The sequence below is a fragment of the Sphingomonas degradans genome (assembly GCF_053502645.1).
In genome coordinates this window covers 3,063,247-3,088,571 of the sequence record NZ_CP177172.1, presented here as the reverse complement: position 1 = coordinate 3,088,571, position 25,325 = coordinate 3,063,247, and the positions used below count along the sequence as shown (strand labels likewise).

36 protein-coding genes are annotated in these 25,325 nt (G+C 64.4%); 35 read left to right on the top strand and 1 reads right to left on the bottom strand.

Features of this window, described 5'->3' with window-relative positions; all coding sequences use genetic code 11:
• Nucleotides 1–49: 49 nt before the first annotated feature.
• From rpsG to rpmD, 23 genes are all read left to right on the top strand, one after another.
• Complete coding sequence (rpsG, locus tag ACG3SL_RS14130; protein WP_029936466.1) at nt 50–520, top strand: 30S ribosomal protein S7; 471 nt, start codon at nt 50–52, stop codon at nt 518–520.
• A gap of 107 nt (nt 521–627) precedes the next feature.
• Entirely contained in the window at nt 628–2,724 is a 2,097-nt protein-coding gene (gene fusA, locus ACG3SL_RS14125) for an elongation factor G (protein WP_448661808.1), read from the top strand.
• 79 nt (nt 2,725–2,803) lie between these two features.
• Nucleotides 2,804–3,994: an elongation factor Tu gene (tuf, locus tag ACG3SL_RS14120; protein ID WP_448661807.1), complete on the top strand. Its 1,191-nt coding sequence runs from the start codon at nt 2,804–2,806 to the stop codon at nt 3,992–3,994.
• A 153-nt stretch (nt 3,995–4,147) separates the two neighbouring features.
• Nucleotides 4,148–4,459 carry a 30S ribosomal protein S10 gene (gene rpsJ, locus ACG3SL_RS14115; protein WP_034161642.1) on the top strand — a complete coding sequence of 104 codons (312 nt, stop codon included), beginning with the start codon at nt 4,148–4,150 and terminating at the stop codon, nt 4,457–4,459.
• Between the two features lie 367 nt (nt 4,460–4,826).
• Nucleotides 4,827–5,579, top strand: coding sequence for a 50S ribosomal protein L3 (rplC, locus tag ACG3SL_RS14110; RefSeq protein ID WP_448661806.1), 753 nt, complete (start codon nt 4,827–4,829; stop codon nt 5,577–5,579).
• A 2-nt stretch (nt 5,580–5,581) separates the two neighbouring features.
• Nucleotides 5,582–6,202 (top strand): 50S ribosomal protein L4, encoded by a 621-nt coding sequence (gene rplD, locus ACG3SL_RS14105; RefSeq protein WP_448661804.1) that lies wholly within the window; start codon nt 5,582–5,584, stop codon nt 6,200–6,202.
• The gene (locus ACG3SL_RS14100) at nt 6,195–6,512 is read left to right on the top strand and encodes a 50S ribosomal protein L23 (RefSeq protein WP_448661803.1); all 318 of its coding nucleotides are present in this window, start codon (nt 6,195–6,197) and stop codon (nt 6,510–6,512) included. Before rplD ends, ACG3SL_RS14100 begins: the two co-directional genes overlap by 8 nt.
• Complete coding sequence (gene rplB / locus ACG3SL_RS14095; protein ID WP_448661801.1) at nt 6,512–7,360, top strand: 50S ribosomal protein L2; 849 nt, start codon at nt 6,512–6,514, stop codon at nt 7,358–7,360. The genes ACG3SL_RS14100 and rplB overlap by 1 nt, the downstream gene beginning before the upstream one ends.
• 3 nt (nt 7,361–7,363) lie before the next feature.
• On the top strand, nt 7,364–7,642 hold the full coding sequence (rpsS, locus tag ACG3SL_RS14090; protein WP_448661800.1) for a 30S ribosomal protein S19: 279 nt from the start codon (nt 7,364–7,366) through the stop codon (nt 7,640–7,642).
• Nucleotides 7,642–8,019 (top strand): 50S ribosomal protein L22, encoded by a 378-nt coding sequence (gene rplV, locus ACG3SL_RS14085; protein ID WP_448661799.1) that lies wholly within the window; start codon nt 7,642–7,644, stop codon nt 8,017–8,019. The genes rpsS and rplV overlap by 1 nt, the downstream gene beginning before the upstream one ends.
• The gene (rpsC, locus tag ACG3SL_RS14080) at nt 8,019–8,726 is read left to right on the top strand and encodes a 30S ribosomal protein S3 (RefSeq protein ID WP_448661798.1); all 708 of its coding nucleotides are present in this window, start codon (nt 8,019–8,021) and stop codon (nt 8,724–8,726) included. Before rplV ends, rpsC begins: the two co-directional genes overlap by 1 nt.
• 12 nt (nt 8,727–8,738) lie before the next feature.
• A complete protein-coding gene (rplP, locus tag ACG3SL_RS14075; protein ID WP_448661796.1) occupies nt 8,739–9,170 on the top strand; it encodes a 50S ribosomal protein L16 in 432 nt (143 codons plus the stop codon).
• A 4-nt stretch (nt 9,171–9,174) separates the two neighbouring features.
• Nucleotides 9,175–9,378, top strand: a complete 204-nt coding sequence (gene rpmC, locus ACG3SL_RS14070) for a 50S ribosomal protein L29 (RefSeq protein ID WP_448661795.1) — start codon at nt 9,175–9,177, stop codon at nt 9,376–9,378.
• An 11-nt stretch (nt 9,379–9,389) separates the two neighbouring features.
• Complete coding sequence (rpsQ, locus tag ACG3SL_RS14065) at nt 9,390–9,659, top strand: 30S ribosomal protein S17 (protein WP_448661793.1); 270 nt, start codon at nt 9,390–9,392, stop codon at nt 9,657–9,659.
• A 136-nt stretch (nt 9,660–9,795) separates the two neighbouring features.
• The gene (gene rplN, locus ACG3SL_RS14060; protein ID WP_448661792.1) at nt 9,796–10,164 is read left to right on the top strand and encodes a 50S ribosomal protein L14; all 369 of its coding nucleotides are present in this window, start codon (nt 9,796–9,798) and stop codon (nt 10,162–10,164) included.
• Nucleotides 10,164–10,481 carry a 50S ribosomal protein L24 gene (gene rplX, locus ACG3SL_RS14055; RefSeq protein WP_448661791.1) on the top strand — a complete coding sequence of 106 codons (318 nt, stop codon included), beginning with the start codon at nt 10,164–10,166 and terminating at the stop codon, nt 10,479–10,481. The genes rplN and rplX overlap by 1 nt, the downstream gene beginning before the upstream one ends.
• Nucleotides 10,474–11,055: a 50S ribosomal protein L5 gene (gene rplE / locus ACG3SL_RS14050; protein WP_448661790.1), complete on the top strand. Its 582-nt coding sequence runs from the start codon at nt 10,474–10,476 to the stop codon at nt 11,053–11,055. Before rplX ends, rplE begins: the two co-directional genes overlap by 8 nt.
• A 19-nt stretch (nt 11,056–11,074) precedes the next feature.
• Entirely contained in the window at nt 11,075–11,380 is a 306-nt protein-coding gene (rpsN, locus tag ACG3SL_RS14045; protein WP_448661789.1) for a 30S ribosomal protein S14, read from the top strand.
• A 10-nt stretch (nt 11,381–11,390) separates the two neighbouring features.
• A complete protein-coding gene (gene rpsH, locus ACG3SL_RS14040) occupies nt 11,391–11,786 on the top strand; it encodes a 30S ribosomal protein S8 (RefSeq protein WP_044333367.1) in 396 nt (131 codons plus the stop codon).
• Complete coding sequence (gene rplF / locus ACG3SL_RS14035; RefSeq protein WP_448661788.1) at nt 11,786–12,319, top strand: 50S ribosomal protein L6; 534 nt, start codon at nt 11,786–11,788, stop codon at nt 12,317–12,319. Before rpsH ends, rplF begins: the two co-directional genes overlap by 1 nt.
• The gene (rplR, locus tag ACG3SL_RS14030) at nt 12,319–12,678 is read left to right on the top strand and encodes a 50S ribosomal protein L18 (RefSeq protein ID WP_448665132.1); all 360 of its coding nucleotides are present in this window, start codon (nt 12,319–12,321) and stop codon (nt 12,676–12,678) included. Before rplF ends, rplR begins: the two co-directional genes overlap by 1 nt.
• A 1-nt stretch (nt 12,679) precedes the next feature.
• Nucleotides 12,680–13,405: a 30S ribosomal protein S5 gene (gene rpsE / locus ACG3SL_RS14025; protein ID WP_448661787.1), complete on the top strand. Its 726-nt coding sequence runs from the start codon at nt 12,680–12,682 to the stop codon at nt 13,403–13,405.
• Between the two features lie 6 nt (nt 13,406–13,411).
• Nucleotides 13,412–13,591, top strand: a complete 180-nt coding sequence (gene rpmD, locus ACG3SL_RS14020; protein ID WP_448661786.1) for a 50S ribosomal protein L30 — start codon at nt 13,412–13,414, stop codon at nt 13,589–13,591.
• A gap of 61 nt (nt 13,592–13,652) precedes the next feature.
• Here rpmD and ACG3SL_RS14015 read toward each other — a convergent pair whose 3' ends face one another.
• Nucleotides 13,653–14,315 (bottom strand): hypothetical protein, encoded by a 663-nt coding sequence (locus tag ACG3SL_RS14015; protein WP_448661785.1) that lies wholly within the window; start codon nt 14,313–14,315, stop codon nt 13,653–13,655.
• A 361-nt stretch (nt 14,316–14,676) separates the two neighbouring features.
• On the opposite strand from ACG3SL_RS14015, the gene ACG3SL_RS14010 reads away from it, so the two are divergent.
• The 12 genes from ACG3SL_RS14010 (at nt 14,677) to ACG3SL_RS13955 (ending at nt 25,108) form a co-directional block, all read left to right on the top strand.
• On the top strand, nt 14,677–15,375 hold the full coding sequence (locus ACG3SL_RS14010) for a hypothetical protein (protein WP_448661784.1): 699 nt from the start codon (nt 14,677–14,679) through the stop codon (nt 15,373–15,375).
• A gap of 93 nt (nt 15,376–15,468) precedes the next feature.
• Nucleotides 15,469–15,681, top strand: coding sequence for a hypothetical protein (locus ACG3SL_RS14005; protein ID WP_448661783.1), 213 nt, complete (start codon nt 15,469–15,471; stop codon nt 15,679–15,681).
• Between the two features lie 386 nt (nt 15,682–16,067).
• Nucleotides 16,068–17,031, top strand: a protein-coding gene (locus ACG3SL_RS14000) for an IS630 family transposase (protein ID WP_448661782.1) whose coding sequence is annotated in 2 segments (ribosomal slippage) — nt 16,068–16,418 and nt 16,420–17,031 — 963 coding nt in all. Because the reading frame shifts where the segments join, the coding sequence is not laid out codon by codon here.
• Nucleotides 17,032–17,073: 42 nt separating this feature from the next.
• The gene (locus tag ACG3SL_RS13995) at nt 17,074–17,433 is read left to right on the top strand and encodes a DUF4145 domain-containing protein (protein ID WP_448665131.1); all 360 of its coding nucleotides are present in this window, start codon (nt 17,074–17,076) and stop codon (nt 17,431–17,433) included.
• Nucleotides 17,434–17,598: 165 nt separating this feature from the next.
• Nucleotides 17,599–18,150, top strand: a complete 552-nt coding sequence (rplO, locus tag ACG3SL_RS13990) for a 50S ribosomal protein L15 (protein WP_448661781.1) — start codon at nt 17,599–17,601, stop codon at nt 18,148–18,150.
• 102 nt (nt 18,151–18,252) lie between these two features.
• On the top strand, nt 18,253–19,614 hold the full coding sequence (secY, locus tag ACG3SL_RS13985; RefSeq protein WP_448661779.1) for a preprotein translocase subunit SecY: 1,362 nt from the start codon (nt 18,253–18,255) through the stop codon (nt 19,612–19,614).
• 27 nt (nt 19,615–19,641) lie between these two features.
• Entirely contained in the window at nt 19,642–20,295 is a 654-nt protein-coding gene (locus ACG3SL_RS13980) for an adenylate kinase (protein WP_448661778.1), read from the top strand.
• A 529-nt stretch (nt 20,296–20,824) separates the two neighbouring features.
• Nucleotides 20,825–21,517 carry a response regulator transcription factor gene (locus ACG3SL_RS13975; RefSeq protein WP_448661777.1) on the top strand — a complete coding sequence of 231 codons (693 nt, stop codon included), beginning with the start codon at nt 20,825–20,827 and terminating at the stop codon, nt 21,515–21,517.
• A complete protein-coding gene (locus ACG3SL_RS13970) occupies nt 21,517–22,860 on the top strand; it encodes an ATP-binding protein (RefSeq protein ID WP_448661776.1) in 1,344 nt (447 codons plus the stop codon). The genes ACG3SL_RS13975 and ACG3SL_RS13970 overlap by 1 nt, the downstream gene beginning before the upstream one ends.
• Nucleotides 22,861–23,159: 299 nt before the next feature.
• Nucleotides 23,160–23,528: a 30S ribosomal protein S13 gene (rpsM, locus tag ACG3SL_RS13965; RefSeq protein ID WP_448661775.1), complete on the top strand. Its 369-nt coding sequence runs from the start codon at nt 23,160–23,162 to the stop codon at nt 23,526–23,528.
• An 18-nt stretch (nt 23,529–23,546) separates the two neighbouring features.
• The gene (rpsK, locus tag ACG3SL_RS13960) at nt 23,547–23,936 is read left to right on the top strand and encodes a 30S ribosomal protein S11 (protein ID WP_066583941.1); all 390 of its coding nucleotides are present in this window, start codon (nt 23,547–23,549) and stop codon (nt 23,934–23,936) included.
• A 101-nt stretch (nt 23,937–24,037) separates the two neighbouring features.
• Complete coding sequence (locus tag ACG3SL_RS13955; RefSeq protein WP_448661774.1) at nt 24,038–25,108, top strand: DNA-directed RNA polymerase subunit alpha; 1,071 nt, start codon at nt 24,038–24,040, stop codon at nt 25,106–25,108.
• Nucleotides 25,109–25,325: the final 217 nt, after the last annotated feature.

Sequence of the window (25,325 nt, the reverse complement as noted above, 5' to 3'; positions counted from 1 at the left end):
GCCGCTGGAGCGTCAGACCTCAAAGGCTGAAGTTTAGAAGGAAAAACCAATGGCTCGTCGTCGTCGTCCCGAAAAGCGGGAAATCCTGCCTGATCCCGTGTACGGGGATGAGGTTCTCACCAAGTTCATGAATTCGGTCATGCTGGACGGCAAGAAGTCCGTGGCCGAAGGCATCGTCTATTCGGCACTGGAAACGGTCGAGCAGCGCGCCAAGCGCGAGCCGATCGGCGTGTTCCACGATGCGCTGAACAACATCAAGCCCGGCATCGAAGTCCGCAGCCGCCGAGTCGGTGGTGCGACCTATCAGGTCCCCGTCGAAGTGCGTCCGGAGCGTGCACAGGCACTGGCGATCCGCTGGCTGATCTCGTCGGCGCGCAACCGCAGCGAGCACACCATGTCGGCACGCCTTTCGGGCGAGCTGATGGATGCCGCCAACAACCGCGGCAACGCGGTGAAGAAGCGCGAAGACACCCATCGTATGGCCGAGGCGAACCGCGCCTTCAGCCACTATCGTTGGTAAGCCCAATCCGGCGGTGAAAGCCGCCGGGCTGGCGCTGGCAAAAACCGACCCTATATCGTGCGGAGCCGGATCGTCCGGCTCCCCACATCGCTAAGGAAGCAACGATCATGGCCCGCAGCCATCCGCTCGAGCGTTATCGCAATATCGGCATCATGGCGCACATCGACGCCGGCAAGACGACGACCACCGAGCGCATCCTCTATTACACCGGCAAGTCCTATAAGATCGGCGAAGTGCATGAAGGCACGGCGACGATGGACTGGATGGAGCAGGAGCAGGAGCGCGGGATCACGATCACGTCCGCTGCCACGACGTGCAAATGGCGCGCGTCCGAGGGCAAGGGCGAAGAGCATCTGATCAACATCATCGACACCCCCGGCCACGTCGACTTCACGATCGAAGTCGAGCGTTCGCTGCGCGTGCTCGACGGTGCGGTCGCGTGCTTCGACGGCGTTGCCGGCGTTGAGCCGCAGTCCGAAACCGTGTGGCGTCAGGCCGACAAGTACGGCGTGCCGCGCATGTGCTTCGTCAACAAGCTGGATCGCACCGGCGCCGACTTCTATTTCTGCGTCAACTCGATCATCGAGCGCCTAGGCGCCCGTCCTGCCGTGCTGTATCTCCCGATCGGCATCGAAGGCGGCTTCAAGGGCCTGGTCGACCTGGTCGAGAACCGCGCGATCATCTGGCTCGAAGAGAGCCTGGGTGCGAAGTTCGAATATCAGGAAATTCCTGACGATCTTAAGGAAAAGGCCGCGAAGTATCGCAGCGACCTGATCGAAATGGCCGTCGAGCTCGACGATTCGCTCATGGAGGCGTATCTCGAGGGCAACGAGCCCAGCACCGCCGACCTGAAGAAGCTGATCCGCAAGGGTACGCTCAGCATGGCGTTCGTGCCGGTCGTGTGCGGCTCGGCGTTCAAGAACAAGGGCGTGCAGCCCCTGCTCGACGCCGTCGTCGACTATCTGCCTTCGCCGCTGGACGTTCCGGCGATCAAGGGCGTCAAGCTCGACGGCGAGACCCCGGACGAGCGTCCTTCGTCGGATACCGAGCCCTTCTCGGCGCTGGCGTTCAAGATCATGAACGATCCGTTCGTCGGCACGCTGACCTTCGCGCGCATCTATTCGGGCAAGCTGGAATCGGCTTCGACCGTGCTGAACTCGGTGAAGGACAAGAAGGAAAAGGTTGGCCGCATGCTGCTGATGCATGCGAACAGCCGCGAGGACATCCAGGAAGCGTTCGCGGGCGACATCGTCGCGCTGGCGGGCCTGAAGGACACCACCACGGGTGACACGCTGTGCGCGCAGAACGCACCGATCATCCTGGAGCGCATGGAATTCCCCGAGCCCGTGATCGAGCTGTCGGTGGAGCCGAAGACCAAGGCCGACCAGGAAAAGATGGGCGTCGCGCTCAATCGCCTGGCACGCGAAGATCCGTCGTTCCGCGTGTCTTCGGACGCCGAGAGCGGCCAGACCATCATCAAGGGCATGGGCGAGCTCCATCTCGAGATCCTGGTCGATCGCATGAAGCGCGAGTTCAAGGTCGAGGCGAACGTCGGCGCGCCGCAGGTGGCGTATCGCGAATATCTCGCGAAGCCGGTCGACATCGACTACACGCACAAGAAGCAGTCGGGCGGCACCGGCCAGTTCGGCCGCGTGAAGGTCAAGCTCACGCCGGGCGAGCGCGGTTCGGGCTTCGTCTTCAAGGACGAGATCAAGGGCGGTAACATTCCGAAGGAATATATCCCCGCGATCGAAAAGGGCTTCCGCGAGACGGCTGCTACGGGTTCGCTGGTCGGCTTCCCGATCATCGACTTCGAAGTGCTGCTGTATGACGGTGCGTACCATGACGTCGACTCGTCGGCGCTGGCCTTCGAAATCACGGCGCGTGCCGCGATGCGCGAAGCAGCGCAGAAGTCGGGCATCAAGCTGCTCGAGCCGATCATGAAGGTCGAAGTCGTGACCCCGGAAGACTATCTGGGCGACGTCATCGGCGACATGAACAGCCGCCGTGGCCAGATCCAGGGCACCGATACGCGCGGCAACGCGCAGACGGTGGACGCGATGGTGCCGCTGGCGAACATGTTCGGCTATGTGAACGCGCTCCGCTCGTTCACCCAGGGCCGCGCGCAGTACAGCATGCAGTTCTCGCATTACGATGAAGTGCCCGCGAACGTCGCCGACGAAGTGAAGGCGAAGCTGGCGTAATCACAAAACTGTCGCTATGGGGCCGCGTCCGGCGATTCCCATAGCGGCGCGGAATTGAGAATCAGAAGGTAGGAAAACAATGGCGAAGGCAAAGTTTGAGCGGAACAAGCCGCATCTCAACATCGGCACCATCGGCCACGTCGACCATGGCAAGACGTCGCTGACGGCCGCTATCACGAAGGTCCTGGCTGAGACGACCGGCGGCACCGCCGTCGATTTCGCCAACATCGACAAGGCGCCGGAAGAGCGCGAGCGCGGCATCACGATCTCGACCGCACACGTCGAGTACGAGACGAACGCACGCCACTATGCGCACGTCGATTGCCCGGGCCACGCCGACTATGTGAAGAACATGATCACCGGCGCTGCGCAGATGGACGGCGCGATCCTGGTCGTGTCGGCAACCGACGGCCCGATGCCGCAGACCCGCGAGCACATCCTGCTCGCCCGTCAGGTCGGCGTGCCGGCGATGGTCGTGTTCATGAACAAGGTCGATCTGGTCGACGACGAGGAAATCCTCGAGCTCGTCGAAATGGAAATCCGCGAGCTGCTCAGCTCGTACGAATTCCCGGGCGATGACATCCCCATCATCCGCGGTTCGGCTACCTGCGCGCTCAGCGGTTCGAACGACACGTTCGGCAAGGACGCCGTTGTCGCGCTGATGGCAGCGGTTGACGAATACATCCCGCAGCCGGAGCGTCCGCTGGACAAGCCGTTCATGATGCCGATCGAAGACGTGTTCTCGATCTCGGGTCGCGGCACCGTGGTGACCGGCCGCGTCGAGACCGGCATCATCAAGGTTGGCGAGGAAGTCGAGATCGTCGGCATCCACGACACCCGCAAGACCGTCGTGACCGGCGTGGAAATGTTCCGCAAGCTGCTCGACCAGGGCCAGGCTGGCGACAACGTCGGTGCGCTGCTGCGCGGCGTGGGTCGTGAAGAAGTCGAGCGTGGCCAGGTTCTGGCCAAGCCGGGTTCGATCACGCCGCACACCGAGTTCAAGTCGGAAGTGTACGTCCTGTCGAAGGACGAAGGCGGTCGTCACACGCCGTTCTTCGCGAACTATCGTCCGCAGTTCTACTTCCGTACCACGGACGTGACCGGCACCGTCGAGCTGCCCGAGGGCACCGAAATGGTGATGCCGGGCGACAACGTCGCGCTGGGCATCAAGCTCATCGCGCCGATCGCCATGGACGTCGGCCAGCGCTTCACCATCCGTGAAGGCGGCCGCACCGTCGGCGCCGGTGTCGTCAGCGGCATCGACAAGTAAGCTAAAAAGACAAAGCAGCCGCTCGGTACCCTCCAAAAAGAGGGTGCCGGGCGGTTGCCTTTTTATAGAGGCCCCTGTAAGGGCGCCCCTCCAGTTTTTAAGTAACAGCAAGTGCCTCGCACAGAGGCCCGCTCTTTCGCATCGGTAGGGACCATGGAAACGCAGAATATCCGCATTCGCCTTAAGGCGTTCGATCACCGCGTGCTCGACCAGGCGACCGGCGACATCGCCGACACCGCCCGACGCACCGGCGCCCTCATCCGTGGCCCGATCCCCCTTCCGACTCGCATCGAGAAGTTCACGGTCAACCGTGGCCCGCACATCGACAAGAAGTCGCGTGAGCAGTTCGAAGTCCGCACCTACAAGCGCATGCTGGACATCGTGCAGCCGACTCCGCAGACCGTCGATGCGCTGATGAAGCTCGACCTCGCCGCCGGCGTCGACGTCGAAATCAAGCTGGCCTGATCCGGCACTGCCCCCATCGCTTTCCGCCCACCGCAACGGGGGCGGGAAGGGGTGGACAAGGAAGCGGTGCTGACGTAAAGGCGCCCCTCCAAAGAGATTCGCGACCCTCCTTGTGAGAGTCGCAGGTTCCTCGACCGGATCGATCCCCGATCCAACGCAAGGAGCGCGAGGGCGCAGAACGCGCACTCAAAAACGCATAGGGATACCGCCGGTGCCGGCCTTTGTGGTTGGCATCGGGTCTGCGTCCCCCGTCGTCTCCGCCCTTGGGCGGGGTTCAGCCCGGACGGGGGCTCGCATTACATTTTGGGCTGAGTCACGCACCCGAGGGAATGGTCCTGAGGGTGCCTCTGTATAGGAGCAATGGATCATGCGCACTGGCGTGATCGCGAAGAAGTTGGGGATGACCCGCCTGTTCCAGGACGACGGCCGCCACGTGCCGGTTACCGTTCTGGCCCTCGAAGGCGTTCAGGTAGTCTCCATCCGCGAACAAGATCGTGACGGTTATACGGCCGTCCAGCTCGGCGCCGGCACGGCGAAGAGCAAGAATGTCGCCAAGCCGCAGCGCGGCCACTTCGGCAAGGCCGAAGTCGAGCCCAAGGCGGTTCTCGCCGAATTCCGCGTTGACGCGGACGGCCTTCTGGAAGTGGGCGCCGAGATTTCGGCCGACCATTATGTCGCGGGCCAGCTCGTCGACATCCAGGGCAAGACGCAGGGCAAGGGCTTCCAGGGCGGCATGAAGCGCTGGGGCTTCGGCGGTCTGCGCGCCACGCACGGCGTGTCCGTGTCGCACCGTTCGCTCGGTTCGACCGGTCAGCGCCAGGATCCGGGCAAGGTCTTCAAGAACAAGAAGATGGCCGGCCACATGGGCGACAAGAACCGCACGCAGCAGAACCTCGAGATCGTCGGAACCGACGTCGAGCGTGGCCTGATCTTCGTGAAGGGCTCGGTGCCCGGCTCGAAGGGCGGCTGGCTGCTCGTCAAGGACGCGGTCAAGGTTTCGCGCCATGCCGACGCTCCGTTCCCCGCCGGCCTGAAGCAGGTCGCAAACAACAATGACGCCCCTGCGGAAACCCCGGCTGTGACCGAGGCTCCCGAGGCGACCGAAGGCCAGGAGGGCTGAACGTGAAGGTCAAGGTTCAAACCCTCGACGCGACCGGCAACGGCGACATCGAGCTTCAGGACGATATTTTCGGTCTGGAGCCCCGCGCTGACGTGCTGCACCGCGTCGTCACCTGGCAGCTCGAAAAGCGTCGCGGCACGGCCCGCGGCACGCGCGAGCGCTCTGACGTCGCCCGCACGGGCAAGAAGTTCGGTCGCCAGAAGGGCGGCGGTACCGCCCGTCACGGCGATCGCCGCGCTCCGGTGTTCATCGGCGGTGGTAAGGCGCACGGCGCCCGCGTTCGCGACTTCAATCCGTCGCTGAACAAGAAGATCCGCACGCTGGGCCTGAAGATGGCGCTGTCGAGCCATGCCAAGGCAGGTTCGCTGGTCGTCATGGACAACCTGACGATCGACGCCAAGACGAGCGCGCTCAAGGGCAGCTTTGAAAAGCTGGGCTTTGGCAAGACCCTGGTGATCGACGGCGACACCGTCGAGACGAGCTTCGCTCTGGCTGCGGGCAACCTGCACCAGATCAACGTGCTCCCCGCGATCGGCGCCAACGTCTATGACATCCTGAAGCACGACACGCTGGTCCTGACCCGCGCTGCCGTCGAGAAGCTGGAGGCGCGCCTCAATGGCTAAGAAGCAGACTGCGGTCGACAACCGTCACTATGACGTGATCGTTGCCCCGCACATCACCGAGAAGTCGACGCTCGTCTCCGAGCACAACGCCGTTGTGTTCAAGGTCGCCGGCGACGCCACCAAGCCCGAGATCAAGGCCGCCGTCGAGGCGATCTGGAACGTCAAGGTGACCGGCGTCAACACGATCGTCCAGAAGGGCAAGACCAAGAAGTGGAAGGGCGCTCCCTACAAGCGTTCGGACATCAAGAAGGCTATCGTGACGCTCGCTGAAGGCGATCAGATCGACGTGACCTCGGGGGTCAACTCGTAATGGCACTCAAGAATTATAATCCGACGACGCCGTCGCAGCGCGGGCTGGTCCTGATCGACCGTTCGAGCCTGTACAAGGGGCGTCCGGTCAAGGCTCTCACCGAGGGCAAGACCAAGACGGGTGGCCGCAACAACAAGGGTCACGTCACGTCGCGCGGCATCGCCGGCGGCCACAAGCAGCGCTATCGCATCGTCGATTTCAAGCGCCGCCTGTGGGACGTCGAGGGCACGGTCGAGCGGATCGAGTACGATCCCAATCGCACCGCGTTCATCGCGCTGATCAACTACGGCGAAGTCGAAGGTAAGGCGCACGTAGCCTACATCATCGCGCCGCAGCGTCTGGCGGTTGGCGACAAGGTGATCGCCGGCAAGAAGACCGACGTGAAGCCGGGCAATGCCATGGAGCTGGGTTCGGTCCCGGTCGGCACCATCGTCCACAACGTGGAGATGAAGCCGGGCAAGGGTGGCCAGATCTCGCGTTCGGCCGGCACTTATGTGCAGGTCGTGGGTCGCGACAAGGGCATGGTGATCGTTCGCCTGAACTCGGGCGAGCAGCGCTATATCCACTCGAACTGCATGGCGACGGTCGGTGCGGTGTCCAACCCGGACAACCAGAACACCAACCTGGGCAAGGCCGGTCGCAACCGTTGGCTGGGCAAGCGCCCGCTGACCCGCGGCGTCGCCAAGAACCCGGTCGACCATCCGCACGGCGGCGGCGAAGGCCGTACCTCGGGCGGCCGTCACCCGGTTACCCCCTGGGGCAAGCCGACCAAGGGTGCGCGCACCCGCCACAACAAGGCGACGGACAAGATGATTATCCGTTCGCGTCACGCGAAGAAGAAGGGCTGATAGATGGCTCGCTCCGTATGGAAGGGTCCCTTTGTGGACCTGCACCTTCTCAAGAAGGCCGAGACCGCTCAGGACTCCGGCGGTCGTTCGGGTCCGATCAAGACCTGGTCGCGACGCTCGACGATCCTGCCGCAGTTCGTTGGCCTGACCTTCAACGTCTACAACGGCCGCAAGTTCGTGCCGGTGTCGGTGAACGAGGACATGGTTGGCATGAAGCTGGGCGAGTTCGCTCCCACCCGCTTCTTCCCCGGCCACGCAGCCGACAAGAAGGGTAAGCGCTAATGTCTAAGCCCAAGGCTCCCCGTCGCGTCGCCGACAATGAAGCATTGTCGGTCGGCACGCAGATCCGCGGTTCGGCGCAGAAGCTCAACCTGGTTGCGGGCCTGATCCGCGGCAAGAAGGCTGGCGACGCGCTGAACATCCTGTCCTTCTCGAAGAAGGCAATGGCTGAAGACGCGCGCAAGGTGCTGGCATCGGCCATCGCCAACGCCGAGAACAACCACAACCTCGATGTCGACGCGCTCGTCGTCGCCGAGGCGTCGGTCGGCAAGTCGATCACGATGAAGCGCTTCGCGACTCGCGGCCGTGGCAAGTCCACCCGCATCCTGAAGCCGTTCAGCCGTCTTCGCATCGTCGTCCGCGAGCAGGAAGAAGCATAATGGGTCACAAGAGCAACCCGATCGGTCTGCGTCTTCAGATCAACCGCACCTGGGACAGCCGCTGGTTCGCCGAGGGCGCGGACTATGGCCGCCTGCTGCTGGAAGATCTCAAGATCCGCCAGTTCATCGTCAAGACGCTGCCCCAGGCCGCGATCTCGAAGGTGGTCATCGAGCGTCCGGCCAAGCTGTGCCGCATCTCGATCTACGCTGCCCGTCCCGGTGTCATCATCGGCAAGAAGGGCGCGGACATCGAAAAGCTGCGCAAGACGCTGAGCGCGATGACCTCGTCCGACGTCAGCCTGAACATCGTCGAGATCCGCAAGCCGGAAGTCGATGCCAAGCTCGTTGCGCAGGGCATTGCCGACCAGCTCGAGCGTCGTATCGCCTTCCGCCGCGCCATGAAGCGTGCGGTGCAGTCGGCGATGCGTCTGGGCGCCGAGGGCATCCGGATCAACTGCGGTGGCCGTCTCGGCGGCGCCGAGATCGCGCGTTCGGAATGGTATCGCGAAGGCCGGGTGCCGCTGCACACGCTGCGCGCCAATATCGACCATGCGACTGCCGAAGCCCACACCGCCTATGGCGTGTGCGGCGTCAAGGTCTGGATCTTCAAGGGTGAGATCCTGGGCCATGACCCGATGGCGCAGGACCGTCTCAACATGGAGGCTCAGACCTCCGGCGTGCGCCCGTCGCGCGACGACCGCCGCTAAGGGAATAGAGCAATGCTGCAACCGAAGCGCACCAAGTTCCGCAAGGCGCACAAGGGCCGCATCCATGGCGACGCCAAGGGTGGCACCAGCCTGAACTTCGGGTCCTATGGCCTGAAGGCGATGGCGCCGGAGCGTATCACCGCACGCCAGATCGAGGCGGCTCGCCGCGCGATCACGCGTCACATCAAGCGTCAGGGTCGTCTCTGGATCCGCATCTTCCCGGACGTTCCCGTGTCGTCGAAGCCTGCCGAAGTCCGCATGGGCTCGGGTAAGGGTTCGCCGGAATTCTGGGTGGCCCGCGTCAAGCCCGGCCGCATCCTGTTCGAGCTCGACGGCGTTCCCGGCCCGCTCGCGGCGGAAGCGTTCGAGCGTGCGGCGATGAAGCTGCCGATCAAGGTCAAGGTCGTGGCCCGCCTCGGCGACACGTCGCACCTGGAGGGTTGATACAATGACCAAGGCTACCGATTTCCGGGCGAAGACCGAGGATCAGCTCAGCGAGCAGCTGGGCAACCTCAAGCGCGAAGCTTTCAACCTGCGTTTCCAGGCGGCGACCAGCCAGCTTGAGAAGCCGTCGCGGGTCAAGGAAGTGCGTCGCGACATCGCCCGCATCAAGACGCTGCAGAACGAGCGCTCGCGCTCGGCAGCGAAGTAAGGAACGAGACCATGCCGAAGCGCGTGCTGACCGGGAACATTGTCTCGGACAAGGGTGACAAGACGGTGGTTGTGCTGGTGGAGCGTAAGGTCAAGCACCCGCTCTACGGCAAGATCATCCGTCGGTCGAAGAAGTATCATGCCCATGACGAGGGCAACGAGTACAAGGCGGGCGAAACCGTGCGGATCGAAGAGACCGCGCCGATCTCCAAGCTGAAGACGTGGAAGGTCATCGAGCGGGTCAACACCCACGCGACGCCGACCACGAGCGACGCCGCATAATCGTCATCCCGGCGCAGGCCGGGAACTCAGGCCCCAAGCCTGAGGCACGAGGCCCCGGCTTTCGCCGGGGTGACGAGGTAGCAAACTGGAACCACCGGGCAGGTCCCGGAAGGCCAAACGAGAAGGAACCGGATCAATGATCCAGATGCAGTCCAATCTCGACGTCGCTGACAACAGCGGCGCGAAGCGGGTGCAGTGCATCAAGGTGCTGGGCGGCTCTAAGCGCCGCTTTGCCGGCGTTGGCGACGTCATCGTCGTCAGCGTCAAGGAAGCACAGCCCCGCGGCAAGGTGAAGAAGGGTGACGTGCATCGCGCGGTCATCGTTCGCACGGCCAAGGACATTCGCCGCGCCGATGGCTCGGTGATTCGTTTCGACGGCAACGCCGCCGTGCTGGTCAACAAGAACGAGGAGCCGATCGGCACCCGTATCTTTGGGCCGGTGGTCCGCGAGCTTCGCTCGAAGGGCTATATGAAGATCATCTCGCTCGCGCCTGAGGTGCTGTGATGGCTGCTGCCAAGATCAAGAAGGGCGACCAGGTCGTCGTCCTGTCCGGTAAGGACAAGGGCCGTACCGGCGAAGTCGTCAAGGCCATGCCGAAGGACGGCAAGGTCGTCGTGTCGGGCCTGAACGTCGCCGTGCGCCACAAGAAGCCGACCCAGGGCAGCCCCCAGGGCGGCCTGGAGCGTTCGGAAGCGCCGCTGCACATCTCGAAGGTCGCGCACGTGACCGCCGACGGCAAGCCGACGCGCGTTCGTTTCGAGGTTCGCGACGGCAAGAAGGTTCGCGTCGCCGTCAAGACCGGGGAGGTCATCAATGGCTGATACCTACACGCCGCGCATGCGGAAGCTGTACGACGAGACCATCGCCAAGGCGATGACCGAGAAGTTCGGCTACAAGAACGTCATGGAAGTTCCGCGCATCGAAAAGATCGTGCTGAACATGGGCGTTGGCGAAGCGACTCAGGACAAGAAGCGCGTCGAACAGGCTGCGCAGGAAATGGAACTGATCGCCGGCCAGAAGCCCGTCGTGACCAAGGCGAAGAAGTCGATCGCACAGTTCAAGCTGCGCGAAGGCATGCCGATCGGTTGCAAGGTTACCCTGCGCCGCGAGCGGATGTTCGAATTCCTCGACCGCTTCATCACGATCGCGCTGCCGCGCGTTCGCGACTTCCGTGGGCTGAACCCGAAGTCCTTCGATGGCCGTGGCAACTATGCCTGCGGCATCAAGGAGCAGATCGTGTTCCCCGAGATCAACTATGACCGCATCGACAAGGTGCGCGGCATGGACGTGATCGTTACCACCACCGCAAAGACCGACGAAGAAGCCCGTGAGCTCCTCCGTCTCTTCGGCTTCCCGTTCCCCAAGGCGGACGGTGAGCAGAAGCAGGCCGCGTAAAGGAAAGAGAACTTAAGTCATGGCGAAACTGAGTTCGATCAACAAGAATGAGCGTCGCAAGCTGCTGGTGAAGAAGTACGCCGGCAAGTATGCGAAGCTCAAGGCGATCGCGAACGATGAAAGCTTGGAAGAAACCGAGCGTCTGATCGCACGTCTCAAGATGGCGGAGATCCCCCGCAACGGCAATCCGACCCGGATTCGCAACCGTTGCGAGCTGACCGGCCGCCCGCGCGGTTATTACCGCAAGTTCCGTCTCGCCCGCGTCATGCTGCGTGATCTGTCCAATAAGGGCCTGATCCCCGGCGTCACCAAGTCGAGCTGGTAAGGACTGAACGATGGCTTTGACCGATCCCCTGGGTGATATGCTCACCCGCATCCGCAACGGCCAGCGCGCCCGGAAGGACTCTGTCCTCACCCCGGCGTCCAAGCTGCGTGCGCGGGTGCTCGACGTCCTCCAGCGCGAGGGCTATATCCGTGGTTACAGCGAAGAGCAGATGGGCCCCGCGGCCGGCATCCGCATCGAGCTGAAGTATTTCGAGGGCCAGCCTGCGATCAAGCACGTCGCGCGCATCTCGAAGCCGGGTCGCCGGGTGTACAGCGGTTCGCAGGAACTGCCGCGCGTCCGCAACGGCCTGGGCATCACGATTGTCTCGACGCCGCGTGGCGTTCTGTCCGACGCGGAAGCGCGCGAACAGAATGTCGGTGGCGAAGTGCTCGCGGAGGTCTTCTGATGAGCCGCATTGGCAAGAAGCCGGTTCCCATGCCGGCAAACGTGACCGCCACGATCGAAGGCGGCGTGCTCAACGTGAAGGGGCCCAAGGGCACCCTCACGCTGACGATGCGCGACGAGATCAGCTACACGCTCGAGGACGGCGCCATTTCGGTGCAGCCGGCCAACGGCACCAAGCAGGCGCGTGCCTTCTGGGGCATGCACCGCACGCTGGTGCAGAACCTGATCACCGGCGTGACCGACGGCTTCTCGAAAAAGCTGCTGATCACCGGCGTCGGTTATCGTGCGGCATCGCAGGGCAAGGTGCTCAAGCTCCAGCTCGGCTATTCGCATGACGTCAATTTCGACATCCCCGAGGGGATCGAGATCAAGACGCCGGATCAGACCACGGTCGAGATCTCGGGCATCGACAAGCAGAAGGTCGGCCAGGTGGCCGCAGAGATTCGTCGTTGGCGCAAGCCCGAGCCCTACAAGGGCAAGGGCATCAAGTACGACGGCGAGTTCATCTTCCGTAAGGAAGGGAAGAAGAAGTGATCAGCACCAAGGGTCTTTCGCTTTTCGCAAAGCGTCGCCGCCGCAACCGTACTGCGCTTCGCGCGCGTGCGGGTGGCCGTCCCCGGCTTTCCATCCATCGCTCGGGCAAGCACATCTATGCCCAGGTGATCGACGATGCCCAGGGCAAGACGATCGCCGCCGCTTCGACGCTGGAGAAGGACGTGCGCGGCGTGACCGGCGCGAACATCGCCGCGGCGCAGGAAGTCGGCAAGCGCGTTGCAGAAGCTGCCAAGGCAGCCGGCGTGACGCAGGTCGTCTTCGATCGCGGTGGCTTCCTCTACCACGGTCGCGTCAAGGCGCTGGCGGATGCCGCGCGTGAGAGCGGATTGGAGTTCTAAGATGGCCGATGAAATCAACACGACCGACGCACCGGTCGAGGCGCAGGACGCCGGTCAGGCTACCGAGCAGCAGGGCCGTGGCCCGCGCGGCGGCCGTGGTCGCGGTGGCCCGGGCGGCGGTGACAACCGCGGCCGGGGTGGCCGGGACGGCAACCGTGGCCGTCGCGACGATCGCCGTGGCGGTCCGGACGATGGCGGCGAAGAGCTGATCGAGAAGCTGGTCCACATCAACCGCGTGTCCAAGACGGTGAAGGGCGGCAAGCGCTTCGGCTTCGCGGCACTCGTGGTCGTGGGCGACGGCAAGGGCCGTGCAGGCTTCGGCCATGGCAAGGCGCGCGAAGTGCCGGAAGCCATTTCGAAGGCGACTGCGGCTGCCAAGAAGGCAATGGTCCGCATTCCGCTCAAGGAAGGCCGCACGCTGCACCACGACGGCAACGGTCATTTCGGCGCAGGCCGCGTGACGCTTCGTTCGGCGCCGCAAGGCACCGGCATCATCGCGGGTGGCCCGATGCGCGCCATCTTCGAATCGCTGGGTGTTGCAGACGTCGTGACCAAGTCGATCGGCACGTCGAACCCCTACAACATGATCCGCGCTACGTTCGAAGCGCTGAACGAACAGACTTCGCCGAAGTCGGTTGCTCAGCGTCGTGGCAAGAAGATTGCCGACCTGCTCGGCCGCGGTGGTTCGCAGACCGCCGAGGCGGATGCTGCGGCCGTTGTGGAGTAATCGATCATGGCAACCATCAAGATCCAGCAGATCGGCTCGCCGATCCGCCGCACCAAGGATCAGCGCGCAACGTTGATCGGCCTGGGCCTCAACAAGATGCACCGGGTGTCGGAGCTGGAAGACAGCCCCGAAGTGCGCGGCATGATCCGCAAGCTGCCTCACATGGTGAAGGTGATCGAGGGCTGACGCCTTTGTTCGCTTGCAGTGAAAAACGAAAAGGGGCGGTGGGAAACCATCGCCCCTTTTTCTATCCCGAGAACTCGGTCGCGCCGTTGAACAGCCGGACCAGCTGCCGCCGCAGCGTCTGGCGCGTGTCATAGCCGGCAGCCAGCGCGCTTTTGGGCAGATCGGCGCAGCTATGGAGATGGGCGCTGTTCCTGACATCCTCGGCGCAGATGCGGACCCATTTGGCCGAACTGGCGAGCGCGCGGCGGTGCAGCGCCTGCGCCTTCGTGCAGAGCGCCGGCATGTCGTCGGTGCATCCCATCACCAGCGCGAGATAGGCGATATAGTCGCGGTGCCAGACCGAGGCGTCCACCGCGATCGCATCGGCGCTCGGCACGCTGTCGGCCAGGATCTCGCAGCCATTGCCGTCGATGAACGGCCCGTCATTGTGGAAGAAGCACGCCCGCGAGAGCGTCGCAAAGGCGCGATCCGGCTGCGCCTTCGCGGTCAGTCCGTTGCGATAGATGATGCCCAGATATTTGCAGGCATAGGGCCCGCTGCCCACGTCGTCCGAGCTGCACACCCGCGCCATCCGCTTCTCGGCGGCGCGATAGTCGCGCAAGGCACGATTGAGGAAGTAGATTTTTCCGGCGTCATAGCATCCGCCCACCTGGAAGCCGGCCTCGCACGACAGGTCGTAGCTGGCCAGCGCGGCGACCGCGTCTCCGCGCTTTTCTGCGGCCACGCCCGCTTCCCAGCAGGTATCGACGTTCGATGCCTGTCGGCAGTCGGCGACGCGCTGACCTGCCGTTCGGCCCTTTGCAGGCTCGGCGGCGCGGGCGGTTGGAACGGACAGGGCGGCACTGCATAGCAGGAGTGCCGAGACGGACGATAACCAACGCATGCATTCCTCTCCCCGATAGGACCGCAAACTGGCCGCCGCCGCGAGCGCGACCGCATCGAAAGTGTTCAACCCATTTTGCCGGTTTTTGCTCCGGCGTCCGCCCAGGCAAGTTTCGCGGGAAATCAAGCGCAAGGCGTCCATCCTTGTCGCGCCGGGCGGGCCTGCTAAGCTCGGCGGCGCAACTGGTATCCGGGGAGCGCATGTGTCCACCTTCATCTCAATCCTCGGTCTCCCCATGGGCGCGGCGGCTGCGCTGCTCGCGCTGCCCCTGCCTGTCAGCGCGCAGCCGGCGGTAGCGGGGACGGTGGCGCGCGATCCGATTCCAGATGCCGTGGCCGGGGACTATGTGCATTCGGAGATGGAGCTGGTCGCCGGCATCCGGCTCGCGCCCGACGGGTCGTTTCAATACGGCCTGACCGTCGGGTCGCTGGACGAGCGGGCACAGGGCCGCTGGAAGCGCGTTGGCGCGCGGATCGAACTGACCAGCACGCCGCGCCCCGTGGCGCCCGAGATCGTCGCCGGGCCGGTCGAGCAGGCACCCGGCGAGCCCTTCGCGATCCGCCTGCTCGCCCCCAATGGGCAGGACATTCCCGGCATCGACCTGCTGATCGGGTTCGACAAAGGCGAGCCGCTGGAGTCGTACGTGGCCGGAGGGCCCTGGTCGCTGCCGGCGGGCGAGGGGCGGGTGCCGCAGTCCGTCACCTTCTTCAAGCGCGCCTATCGCATCCAGTCCGCACGCCTGCCCCTGCGCGCGCAGGCCGGGACGATCGCCACGTTCAGGCTGATCCCCAACGATTTCGGAGTCGTCGACCTGACCGGCGCCTATCTGGAGGCGGACGGCACCGACCTGATCCTCCACCGCCCCGAAGGCGAGATGCGGTTCCGCCGCAGCAAGGACTGAGCGGCGATCGATCAGTCCGCAGTGTTGTTGGGCTTTTGCATCAACTTGGGGAACCTGGTTTCGGAGCTGTAAGGCAGCCCTGAAGCGCGCGGCATGATCCGCAAGCTGCCTCACATGGTGAAGGTGATCGAGGGCTGGGGCCTTTGGTCGGTTTTACCGGCAAACCAGAAAAGGGCGGGGGCAACCTCCGTCCTTTTTGATGGGAAGCTCCCGAGCGAAAATCCGGAGGACGGGTTGACTGCCGGACCTGGGTATTACCACTATGCGAATCTCAGAGGTGGCGGCGGCGGGTGTTTAAATGGCTGAATTGGTTGAAGACTGCCGCAGGTGCGGTGCTAAATCGATCACCTTCGACTTGCTAGGCGACAGTCCTTCTAGGTTGGCCGACGGAAATTGGGTTTTTGAGGCTTTCGCGCGCTGCCGGCGGTGCAATGGTTGTTCAATTACCCTGTTGTCTACCAAGGCGCCGGTAAATGGTGGTTATTCGGCTGGGACTGTATCCGCCTACGTCGGATCTGTTCACTTTTTGAGTTTCTCACGATTCGTTACGGTGGCGAATGACGTCTCCATTTCTGCTCCGGAACATTTGCCGAGCAACGTAGCTAGAGCGGGTTCACGACGGGTGGAATCACGGGGGATTCCCTTTTCGCTGATCGTGTGATTCATAGGCAGCCGTCACGAAGGAGGCGGCGATGGGTTGGCGACCTGGGCAGAGTTACTCGCAGGATTTGCGTGATCGGGTGCTGGCGGCGGTGGACGGCGGGATGCCGGTCCGCGAGGCAGCAGTGCTCTTCAAGGTCAGCGTGGCCTATATCTACAAGGCTCGGATCCGGCGGCGGCTGACCGGCGATGCCGGGATCAACCCGAACCGCGGCCGCCCGCCGCGCAAGCTCTCCCCGGCGCAGGAACTGGCGCTGGCGGAGCACATCCGCTCGCAACCAGGGATCACGCTGGCGCAGGCACAAGCCTGGCTGTTGGCCGAACACGGAATCGGGCTCAGCACCGGCGCGATGTGGAATGCGGTGCGGCGGCTCGGCCTGTCGTTTAAAAAAAGCCCTGCACGCAGCCGAGCAGGAGCGGCCGGACGTGGCGGCGCGGCGCACGCTGTGGCGGGCAGCCCAGCCGTTCATCGACCCTGAAAGCCTCGTCTTCCTCGACGAGACAGGGGTGAACACCAAGATGGCGCGGCTCTATGGCTGGGCGCCGGTCGGCGAGCGCTGCCGCGATCGCGTGCCGTTCGGACACTGGAAGACGATGACGTTCATCGCCGGCCTGCGCCTGACCGGCATGACCGCGCCCTGGGTGCTCGATGGGCCGATGGATGGCGATGCCTTCCGGGTCTATGTCCGCGACGTCCTGGCCCCCACGCTCCGGCGCGGCGATGTCGTGGTGCTCGACAATCTGCCCGCCCACAAGGTGGCCGGCATCCGCGAGGCGATCACCGCCCGGCGCGCCCAGCTCTTCTACCTGCCTCCCTACAGCCCCGACATGAACCCGATCGAGATGGCCTTCGCCAAGCTCAAGGCACTCCTGCGCCAGCAGCCAGCCCGAACCGTCGATGCTCTTGTCGAGCGCATCGGCGAACTCCTTGATCGCTTCCCGCCCTGCGAATGTGCCAACTTCTTCCAGGCCGCTGGATATCAACGGTCAATGTGAAATTGCTCTAGGTGCTTTGAGGAAGGGGCTGCGAGCTTCTCAATCGGCGCCTATAACGCCGCTGCCGCGATGTTTCGGCTTGCGTTAGACCTCGCCACCAAATCACTTCTGCCGGACACGCCTTCAGCGGCAGGCGGGCCAAACAATGCCGAGCGCAAACGGCTTTACGACCGTTTGGAGTACCTCTTTTCAGCCAGTCTAATCGCACCTGAGCTGCGCGATCTTGCGGATTGTGTGCGTGAAGATGGAAACGACGGTGCGCACGACGGCACGCTGAACAAGGAAGATGCTGAGGATTTGATAGACTTTACCGAGCAGCTCTTGGAACGTGTATATACCGAGCCCGCTCGTCTTCGCTTAGCGAAGGCACGCCGGGAAGGGCGGCGGTCCGGTGGCGAATAGTGGGCATTGCGACATCGAAGCATTCAGGCCCCACTTCAACGCGATGATGCCTGCTGCATCGCCCTGATCGGCGGTCCCGCCAAACAAGAGTCGACATTCCCCGCTTCCCCCGCTATGGCCCGCCGCTTCCCATCAGCGCGAAAAAAGCGAAAGCGAGTGCATTTTATGAAGCTCAACGAAATCAACGACAACGAAGGCGCACGCCATCGTCGTATGCGCATCGGCCGTGGCATCGGTTCGGGCAAGGGCAAGACCGGTGGCCGCGGTGTCAAGGGTCAGAACAGCCGCGAGGGTGTCTCGATCAACGGCTTCGAGGGCGGTCAGATGCCGCTCCACATGCGTATCCCGAAGCGCGGCTTCAACAACATCTTCGCCAAGGACTATGCCGAGGTGAACCTGGGCGCGATCCAGAAGGCTGTCGACGCCGGCAAGCTGACCGCGACCGACATCACCCAGGCCGAGCTGAACGCGGCGGGCCTGACCCGTGGCGGCAAGGACGGCGTCCGCCTCCTCGCCAAGGGTGAGCTGACCGCGAAGCTCAACTTCACGGTTGCCGGCGCGTCCAAGTCGGCGATCGAGGCCGTCCAGAAGGCTGGCGGTTCGGTGACGATCCCCGAGATCGTGCCCGCAGCCGACAAGCACAAGGCGAAGCACCGTGTCGCGCAGAACGCCCGCAAGGCGGACAAGGCGACCAAGGTTGCGGCCGCTAAGGGCTGATATTTCCGCTTGGGCTTAGACAAGCCTGCGGAACTACCTATATGGGCGGCGGGGGCTAGGGATAGGTCCCGCCGCCTTTTCAATTTCGGGACAGGGTAATCGATGGCTAGCGCAGCCGACCAACTCGCCTCCAGCATCAGCCTTGCGAAGTTTTCCAAGGCCACCGAACTCAAGAAGCGCCTGTGGTTCACGCTGGGCGCGTTGATCGTTTTCCGGCTGCTCAGCTATGTGCCGTTGCCCGGTGTCGATCCGACTCAGCTCAACCTGCTCGCACAGCAGACGCAGGGCGGGGTGCTCGATTTCTTCAACAACTTCACCGGCGGCGCGTTGCAGCGCATGTCGATCGTCGCGCTGGGCGTCATGCCCTATATCACCGCGTCGATCGTCGTGCAGCTCGCGACCTCGCTCAGTCCCACGCTCAACGCCATCAAGAAGGAAGGCGAGAGCGGCCGAAAGCGGCTGAACCAGTATACCCGCTATGGCACGGTCGCGCTGACGGCGGTGCAGGGCTATTTCATCGCGGTCGGGCTTGAGAGCTTCGGCGCGTCGCAGGGGCTGCAGGCGGTGATCGTCCCCGGCCTGTTGTTCCGCGTCGGCGCGGTCATCAGCCTTGTCGGCGGCACGCTGTTCCTGATGTGGATCGGCGAACAGATCACGAGCCGCGGCATCGGCAACGGCATTTCGCTCATCATCATGGCGGGCATCGTCGCGCGCCTGCCGACCACGCTGGTCCAGCTGTTCGAAAGCGGCCGCACGGGCACGATCAACCCGCTGATGCTGGTGCTGGTCATCGCCGGAGTCGCGGCGCTGGTGCTGTTCATCTGCTTCATGGAGCGTGCCCAGCGCCGCATCCTGATTCAGTATCCCAAGCGCCAGACCGCGCGCGGCGTGCAGGCCGAGCGCAGCCATCTGCCGCTCAAGCTCAACACCGCCGGCGTGATCCCGCCGATCTTCGCGTCGTCGCTGTTGCTGCTGCCGCTGACGATCACCCAGTTCGCCGGCCAGGCGACGGCGGGCGACAGCTGGTGGGGCGATCTGGTCATCAACCTGAATACCTATCTGCGCCACGGCTCGCCGCTGTACATGGCGCTGTATGGCCTCGGCATCGTGTTCTTCTCGTTCTTCTACACCGCCGTGGTGTTCAATCCCGAGGAAACCGCCGACAACCTCAAGCGCTATGGCGGGTTCATCCCCGGCATCCGTCCGGGCAAGAACACCGAAGCCTATTTCGATTACGTGCTGACGCGCATCACCGTGATCGGTGCGGCCTATCTGACCGTGATCTGCCTGGTGCCGGAATATGCCTTCTCGGCGATGGGCGTTCCGTTGCTGATGGGCGGCACTAGCCTTCTCATCGTTGTCAACGTAACGATGGACACGGTTACGCAGATTCAGTCGCATTTGCTGGCACACCAGTATGGCGATCTGATCAAGAAGGCCAAGCTGAAGGGCCGCATGCGCTGAACGCGCAGCACTTTGTGGGGAGCACGAGTGAATATTATCCTGTTGGGCCCTCCTGGCGCCGGTAAAGGCACCCAGGCAGGCAGGCTCGAAGCGGACCGGGGCATGGTCCAGCTTTCGACCGGTGACATGCTGAGGGCCGCCGTAAAGGCGGGCACGCCCACGGGCCTCAAGGCGAAGAGCGTGATGGAGGCCGGGGAACTGGTCTCCGACGAAATCGTGTCCGGTATCATCGGCGAACGGCTCGACATGGCCGACACCGAAAAGGGCGCGATCTTCGACGGCTATCCCCGTACGGCGGCGCAGGCCGAATCGCTCGATTCGCTGCTCGCCGATCGCGGTCGCCAGCTCGATTATGTGATCGAGCTGGTCGTCGACGAGGATGCGCTGGTCGATCGCATCACCGGCCGCTTCACTTGCGCCAAATGCGGCGCCGGCTATCACGATCGCTACAAGCTGCCCAAGGTGGCGGGCGTGTGCGACGTGTGCGGCAGCGAGGAATTCAAGCGCCGCCCGGACGACAATGCCGAGACCGTGCGCACCCGCATGGCCGAATACCGCGCCAAGACCGCGCCGATCCTGCCGCTGTACGAAGCGCGCGGCCTCGTCCGCCGCGTCGACGGCATGGCCGATATGGAAGAGGTAGGCCGCCAGATCGCGGCGATCCTCGACGGCACAGACTGATTTAGCGCCGGCCCGAAAGGGCAAGCGCGAACAAGGGGCATCGGCGGACACGCCGGTGCCCCTTTTCGTTTGGGGCGACACGGCGAGGGCGCAATCGCCCCGAAATCCCCGTCGGAAATGACAAAATCTTCATGCGGGCGTCACCGCGCTGCGGGGCGGGGAGGGGTAGTACCGCCCCAGAGCCGCCCAACTCCTCCGGCTCTGTTGAGTACAAGGATGCGTTCATGACGCTTTCGCAACGCCTTCTCCCCGCCGTGGTGTCTCCCCTGTGCACTGCGGATCTGCCTGCCGGCGCGATGCCCCTTGCATCGGCAAGCCCCCGCGTTGCGAAGATCCTCAAGGCGATCAAGACCGCCATGCGCATGCATAAGGCGGCACGATAATCTCCTCGGCCGGCGCCCCCCAATCACCCTGGCGCTGGCCGCGGCCGGCGGAAAGCTCCCCCTTTCCGCCGGCCGCCCCCCCCTCTATCACGGGTGGCGCAGCGACGCCGTCTCCGCGTCGCGTCGACCAGTTCCAGGCGAGCCGCATGACCCGCAAGATCCTCATCGTCGAAGACGACGCCCAGACCGCCGCCTATGTGGCAAAGGGGCTGAGCGAGGCCGGCTTTGCGGTCGAGACCTGCGGCGACGGGCGCGACGGGCTGTTCCTTGCCTCCGAAGGCATATTCGACGTGATGATCGTCGATCGGATGCTGCCCGGCCTCGACGGGCTGGCGATGCTCAACGCGCTGCGCGCCGCCGGCATCCGCACTCCCGCGCTGGTGCTCTCCGCGCTCGGTACGGTGGACGATCGCGTGAAGGGCCTGCGCGCGGGCGCCGACGACTATCTCACCAAGCCCTTTTCCTTTGCCGAGCTGCTCGCGCGAGTCGAGGCATTGCTGCGCCGCGCCGATGGCAGCGCCGCCGAGGTCCAGACGACGCGGCTGACGGTGGGCGATCTCGAGATCGACCTTCTGGCACGCACCGTGACGCGACAGGGCAGGGCGATCCTGCTCGGCGCGCGCGAGTTCAACCTGCTCGAATTTCTCGCCCGCAACGCCGGACAGGTCGTGACGCGCACGATGATGCTCGAAAAGATCTGGAACTATCACTTCGATCCGGGCTCGAACGTGGTGGACGTCCATATCGGCCGCCTCCGCCGCAAGCTGGAGGAAGGGTTCAGCGCGCCCATCCTGCACACCGTGCGCGGCGCGGGATACCGCCTGGCGCTCGACGCCTGATGCGGCTGACGATCACGGCGCGGATTGCGCTGCTCGCGATCACGCTGTCGCTGCTCACCGGGTTGGCGATGATCGGCTTCGTCTGGCACCAGACGCATGACGACGCGGTCGGGCAGTTGCGCCGCGACAGCACCGAGCAATCCGATACGCTGGAGGCGCTGTGGCGCTCGGGCGGGATGGCCGCGCTCCGGCAGGGGATCGATGCGCGCCAGCCCGATGATCCGTCGCTCGTCCAGCTGGTCGTCGACGGCAACGGGCACCGGCTGTTCGGCAAAGGGCCGGAGCAGCTCGCCTTTGCCCCGGAGGCGCCGCGCTTCCGCATCGGCACGCTCGGCATCACCGGGCCGTGGCGCCGCGACGCGGGGGTGATCGTCCGCCCGATCGGGGCGAACTGGCTGGTCAGCGGGCGATTGCTCGACGATTGGGAGCGCGCCCAGCATACGATCGAGCGGGCGCTGATACTCGCGGTGCTGCTGTCGGTGCTGTTCGGCACGGCGGGCGGGCTGGTGCTGACGCGCTATGTCACGCGGCGGCTGAACGGGATTGCCGATGCGGTCGGCGGCGTGGCGGCGGGTGACCTGACACGCCGGGTCGGCGTGGTTGGCGGCGGCGGGGACGCCTTTGATCGGCTTGCGGTGCGGATCGACGCGATGCTCGACCGGATCGACGGGCTGATGACCGAGCTGCGGGTCGTCACCGATTCGATCGCGCACGACCTGCGCTCGCCGCTGGCCCGGCTGCGTGCCCGTGCCGAGGCGGCGCTTGCGGCCGAGGAGCCGCAACAGCGCGACTCGGCGCTGGCCGGGCTGATCGTCGAGACCGATCTGGTGATGCGGATGCTGGCGGTGCTGCTGGAGATCAGCCGCTCGCAGGCGATGACGCGTGACATGCTCCAGCCGCTCGCGCCCGCCGTGCTGGTCGAGGAAATCGCCGACCTGTACGGTCCGGTGATCGAAGAGGCGGGGCTGAGCTTCTTCGTCGAGCTGCCGACGGTGCAGCCGCCGCCGCTGCCGCTCCACCGCGAGCTGCTGTCGCAGGCGCTGGCGAACCTGATCGACAATGCGATGCGCCATGCCGGAGGCGGCGGCGAAATCGCGCTGTGGCTGGCGAGCACGCCCGGCGAGGTCCGCATCGCCATCGCCGATCGCGGCCCCGGCATCGCCCAGGCGGATCGCGCGCAGGCGCTCAGCCGGTTCGGACGACTCGACACCGCGCGCAGCCTGCCGGGCGCCGGGCTGGGCCTCGCGCTGGTCGAGGCGGTGGCGCGGCTGCACGGGGGCAGGCTGGAGTTGTCGGACAATGCGCCGGGGCTGATCGTCACGATCGTGTTGCCGGTGGCGTGAGCTATGGCGCCACGCCTCCCGAACGCGCCATTGCGGGCGCTCGGCGCGACGGGATTCCCGGTGCGGGACCGGTGCAGCTTGGCGGCGGGGCAATGTTGGTGTATGCAATTGGTTCCCACCAAACAACAGCGCAGCGCTTGACAGCGTCGGCGTGGGTGCATATGTCGCCCATCTTCCGAAGCATCGGTTGGACCGGCGGCGCGCTCTAGCGCGCGTCGTGCCACTGCATTTTCGGATCAACGCGACGAGATGGGGCACGCTGCCATGCGGTGCCTCGTGGAGCTGGGAGAATAAATTTCATGGCACGTATTGCGGGTGTTAACATCCCGACCAACAAGCGCGTCGTTATCGCGCTTCAGTATATCCACGGCATTGGCGCGACCAAGGCCAAGGAAATCACCGCCAAGCTGGAAATCGCGCCCGAGCGCCGCGTGCAGGACCTGAGCGATCAGGAAGTGCTGCAGATTCGCGAAGCGATCGACGCCAGCTACACCGTGGAAGGCGATCTGCGTCGCCAGACCGCGATGAACATCAAGCGTCTGATGGATCTCGCCTGCTACCGTGGCCTGCGCCACCGTAAGGGTCTGCCGGTCCGTGGCCAGCGCACGCACACCAATGCGCGCACCCGCAAGGGCAAGGCCAAGCCGATCGCCGGCAAGAAGAAGTAAGGTCAGGGGTCCAAAGATATGGCACGTGAACCGCAGCGCCTTCGCCGTCGCGAACGCAAGAACATCACCGCAGGCGTCGCCCATGTGAACGCCAGCTTCAACAACACCATGATCACGATCACCGATGCCCAGGGCAACGCGATCTCGTGGTCCTCGGCCGGCATGATGGGCTTCAAGGGCTCGCGCAAGTCGACCCCGTATGCGGCCCAGGTCGCCGCCGAAGACGCGGGCCGCAAGGCTGCCGAGCACGGCGTCCGCACGCTCGAGGTCGAGGTCAAGGGTCCGGGTTCGGGTCGTGAATCGGCGCTCCGCGCGCTGCAGGCCGTCGGGTTCCAGATCACGTCGATCCGCGACGTGACCTCGATTCCCCACAACGGCGTGCGCCCGTCCAAGCGTCGTCGCGTCTGATTTTATCTATCGTCCCGGTGGCGTCCCTGTGAGAGCAGGGGCGCGCCGGGATGGCTATATCGGCAGGATAGCCCCCCTCCTGCCCAACTCAGGGGAAGCCCGTGTCCGTCAACGCTAAGAATTGGCAGGAACTCAAGAAGCCCAATGGCCTCGAGAAGAAGCCCGGCGGCGATCCCAAGCGCAAGTCGACCTTCGTAGCGGAGCCGCTCGAGCGCGGTTTCGGCCTGACGCTCGGCAACGCGCTGCGCCGCGTGCTGCTCTCGTCGCTCCAGGGTGCGGCCGTGACCTCGATCAAGATCGAGAACGTCCTCCACGAATTTTCCTCGCTCGCCGGCGTGCGCGAGGATGTGACCGACATCGTCCTGAACGTGAAGCAGATTGCGATCCGCATGCAGGGCGAAGGCCCGAAGCGGCTTCAGCTTTCGGCAACCGGCCCGGCTGAAGTCAAGGCCGGCGACATCGCCGTGTCGGGCGACATCGAAGTGATGAACCCCGATCTGGTACTGTGCCACCTCGACGATGGCGCGACGCTCAACATGGAGCTGACCGCCGACGTGGGTAAGGGCTATGTCCCCGCCGCCGCGAACCGTCCGGCCGATGCGCCGATCGGCCTGATCCCGGTCGACGCACTGTACAGCCCGGTCCGCCAGGTGTCGTACAAGGTCGAGAACACCCGCGTCGGCCAGGAACTCGATTACGACAAGCTCACGCTGTCGATCGAGACCGATGGCACGATCACCCCGGAAGACGCCGTGGCCTATGCCGCGCGCATCCTCCAGGACCAGCTGGCTCTGTTCGTCCACTTCGACGACAGCGCGCTGACGCGTTCGGCACCGGTCGGCATGGCCGCTCCGGCGGCTCCGTCGGAAGGCGGCGCCGTGGGCGATACCGCGCAGATCAACCGTTACCTTCTCAAGAAGGTCGACGAGCTGGAGCTGTCGGTGCGTTCGGCCAACTGCCTCAAGAACGACAACATCATCTATATCGGCGATCTGGTCCAGAAGACCGAAGCCGAGATGCTGCGCACGCCGAACTTCGGCCGCAAGTCGCTCAACGAGATCAAGGAAGTCCTCTCGTCGATGGGGCTGCGCCTCGGCATGGAAATCCCGGGCTGGCCGCCCGAGAACATCGAAGAGATGGCAAAGAAGCTCGAGCAGGAAATCATGGGCTGAGCCCAGGATCTTCGCGAAAGACAAAGGGGGGCTCCGCAGCAATGCGGGGCCCTTTTTTGTGGCCGGAGGGCGCGCGGTCTGTTGCGATGCGCGGCCTTGATATGGCACGGCTCCGAAAATGGGCCTATCCGCTTCCAGAGTCATTTTTCGCGGTGTTGCGATCGGAATCGTCCTTGCGGTCGTCGCGATGTATCGCTGGATCGTCGGCGCCCCAGTC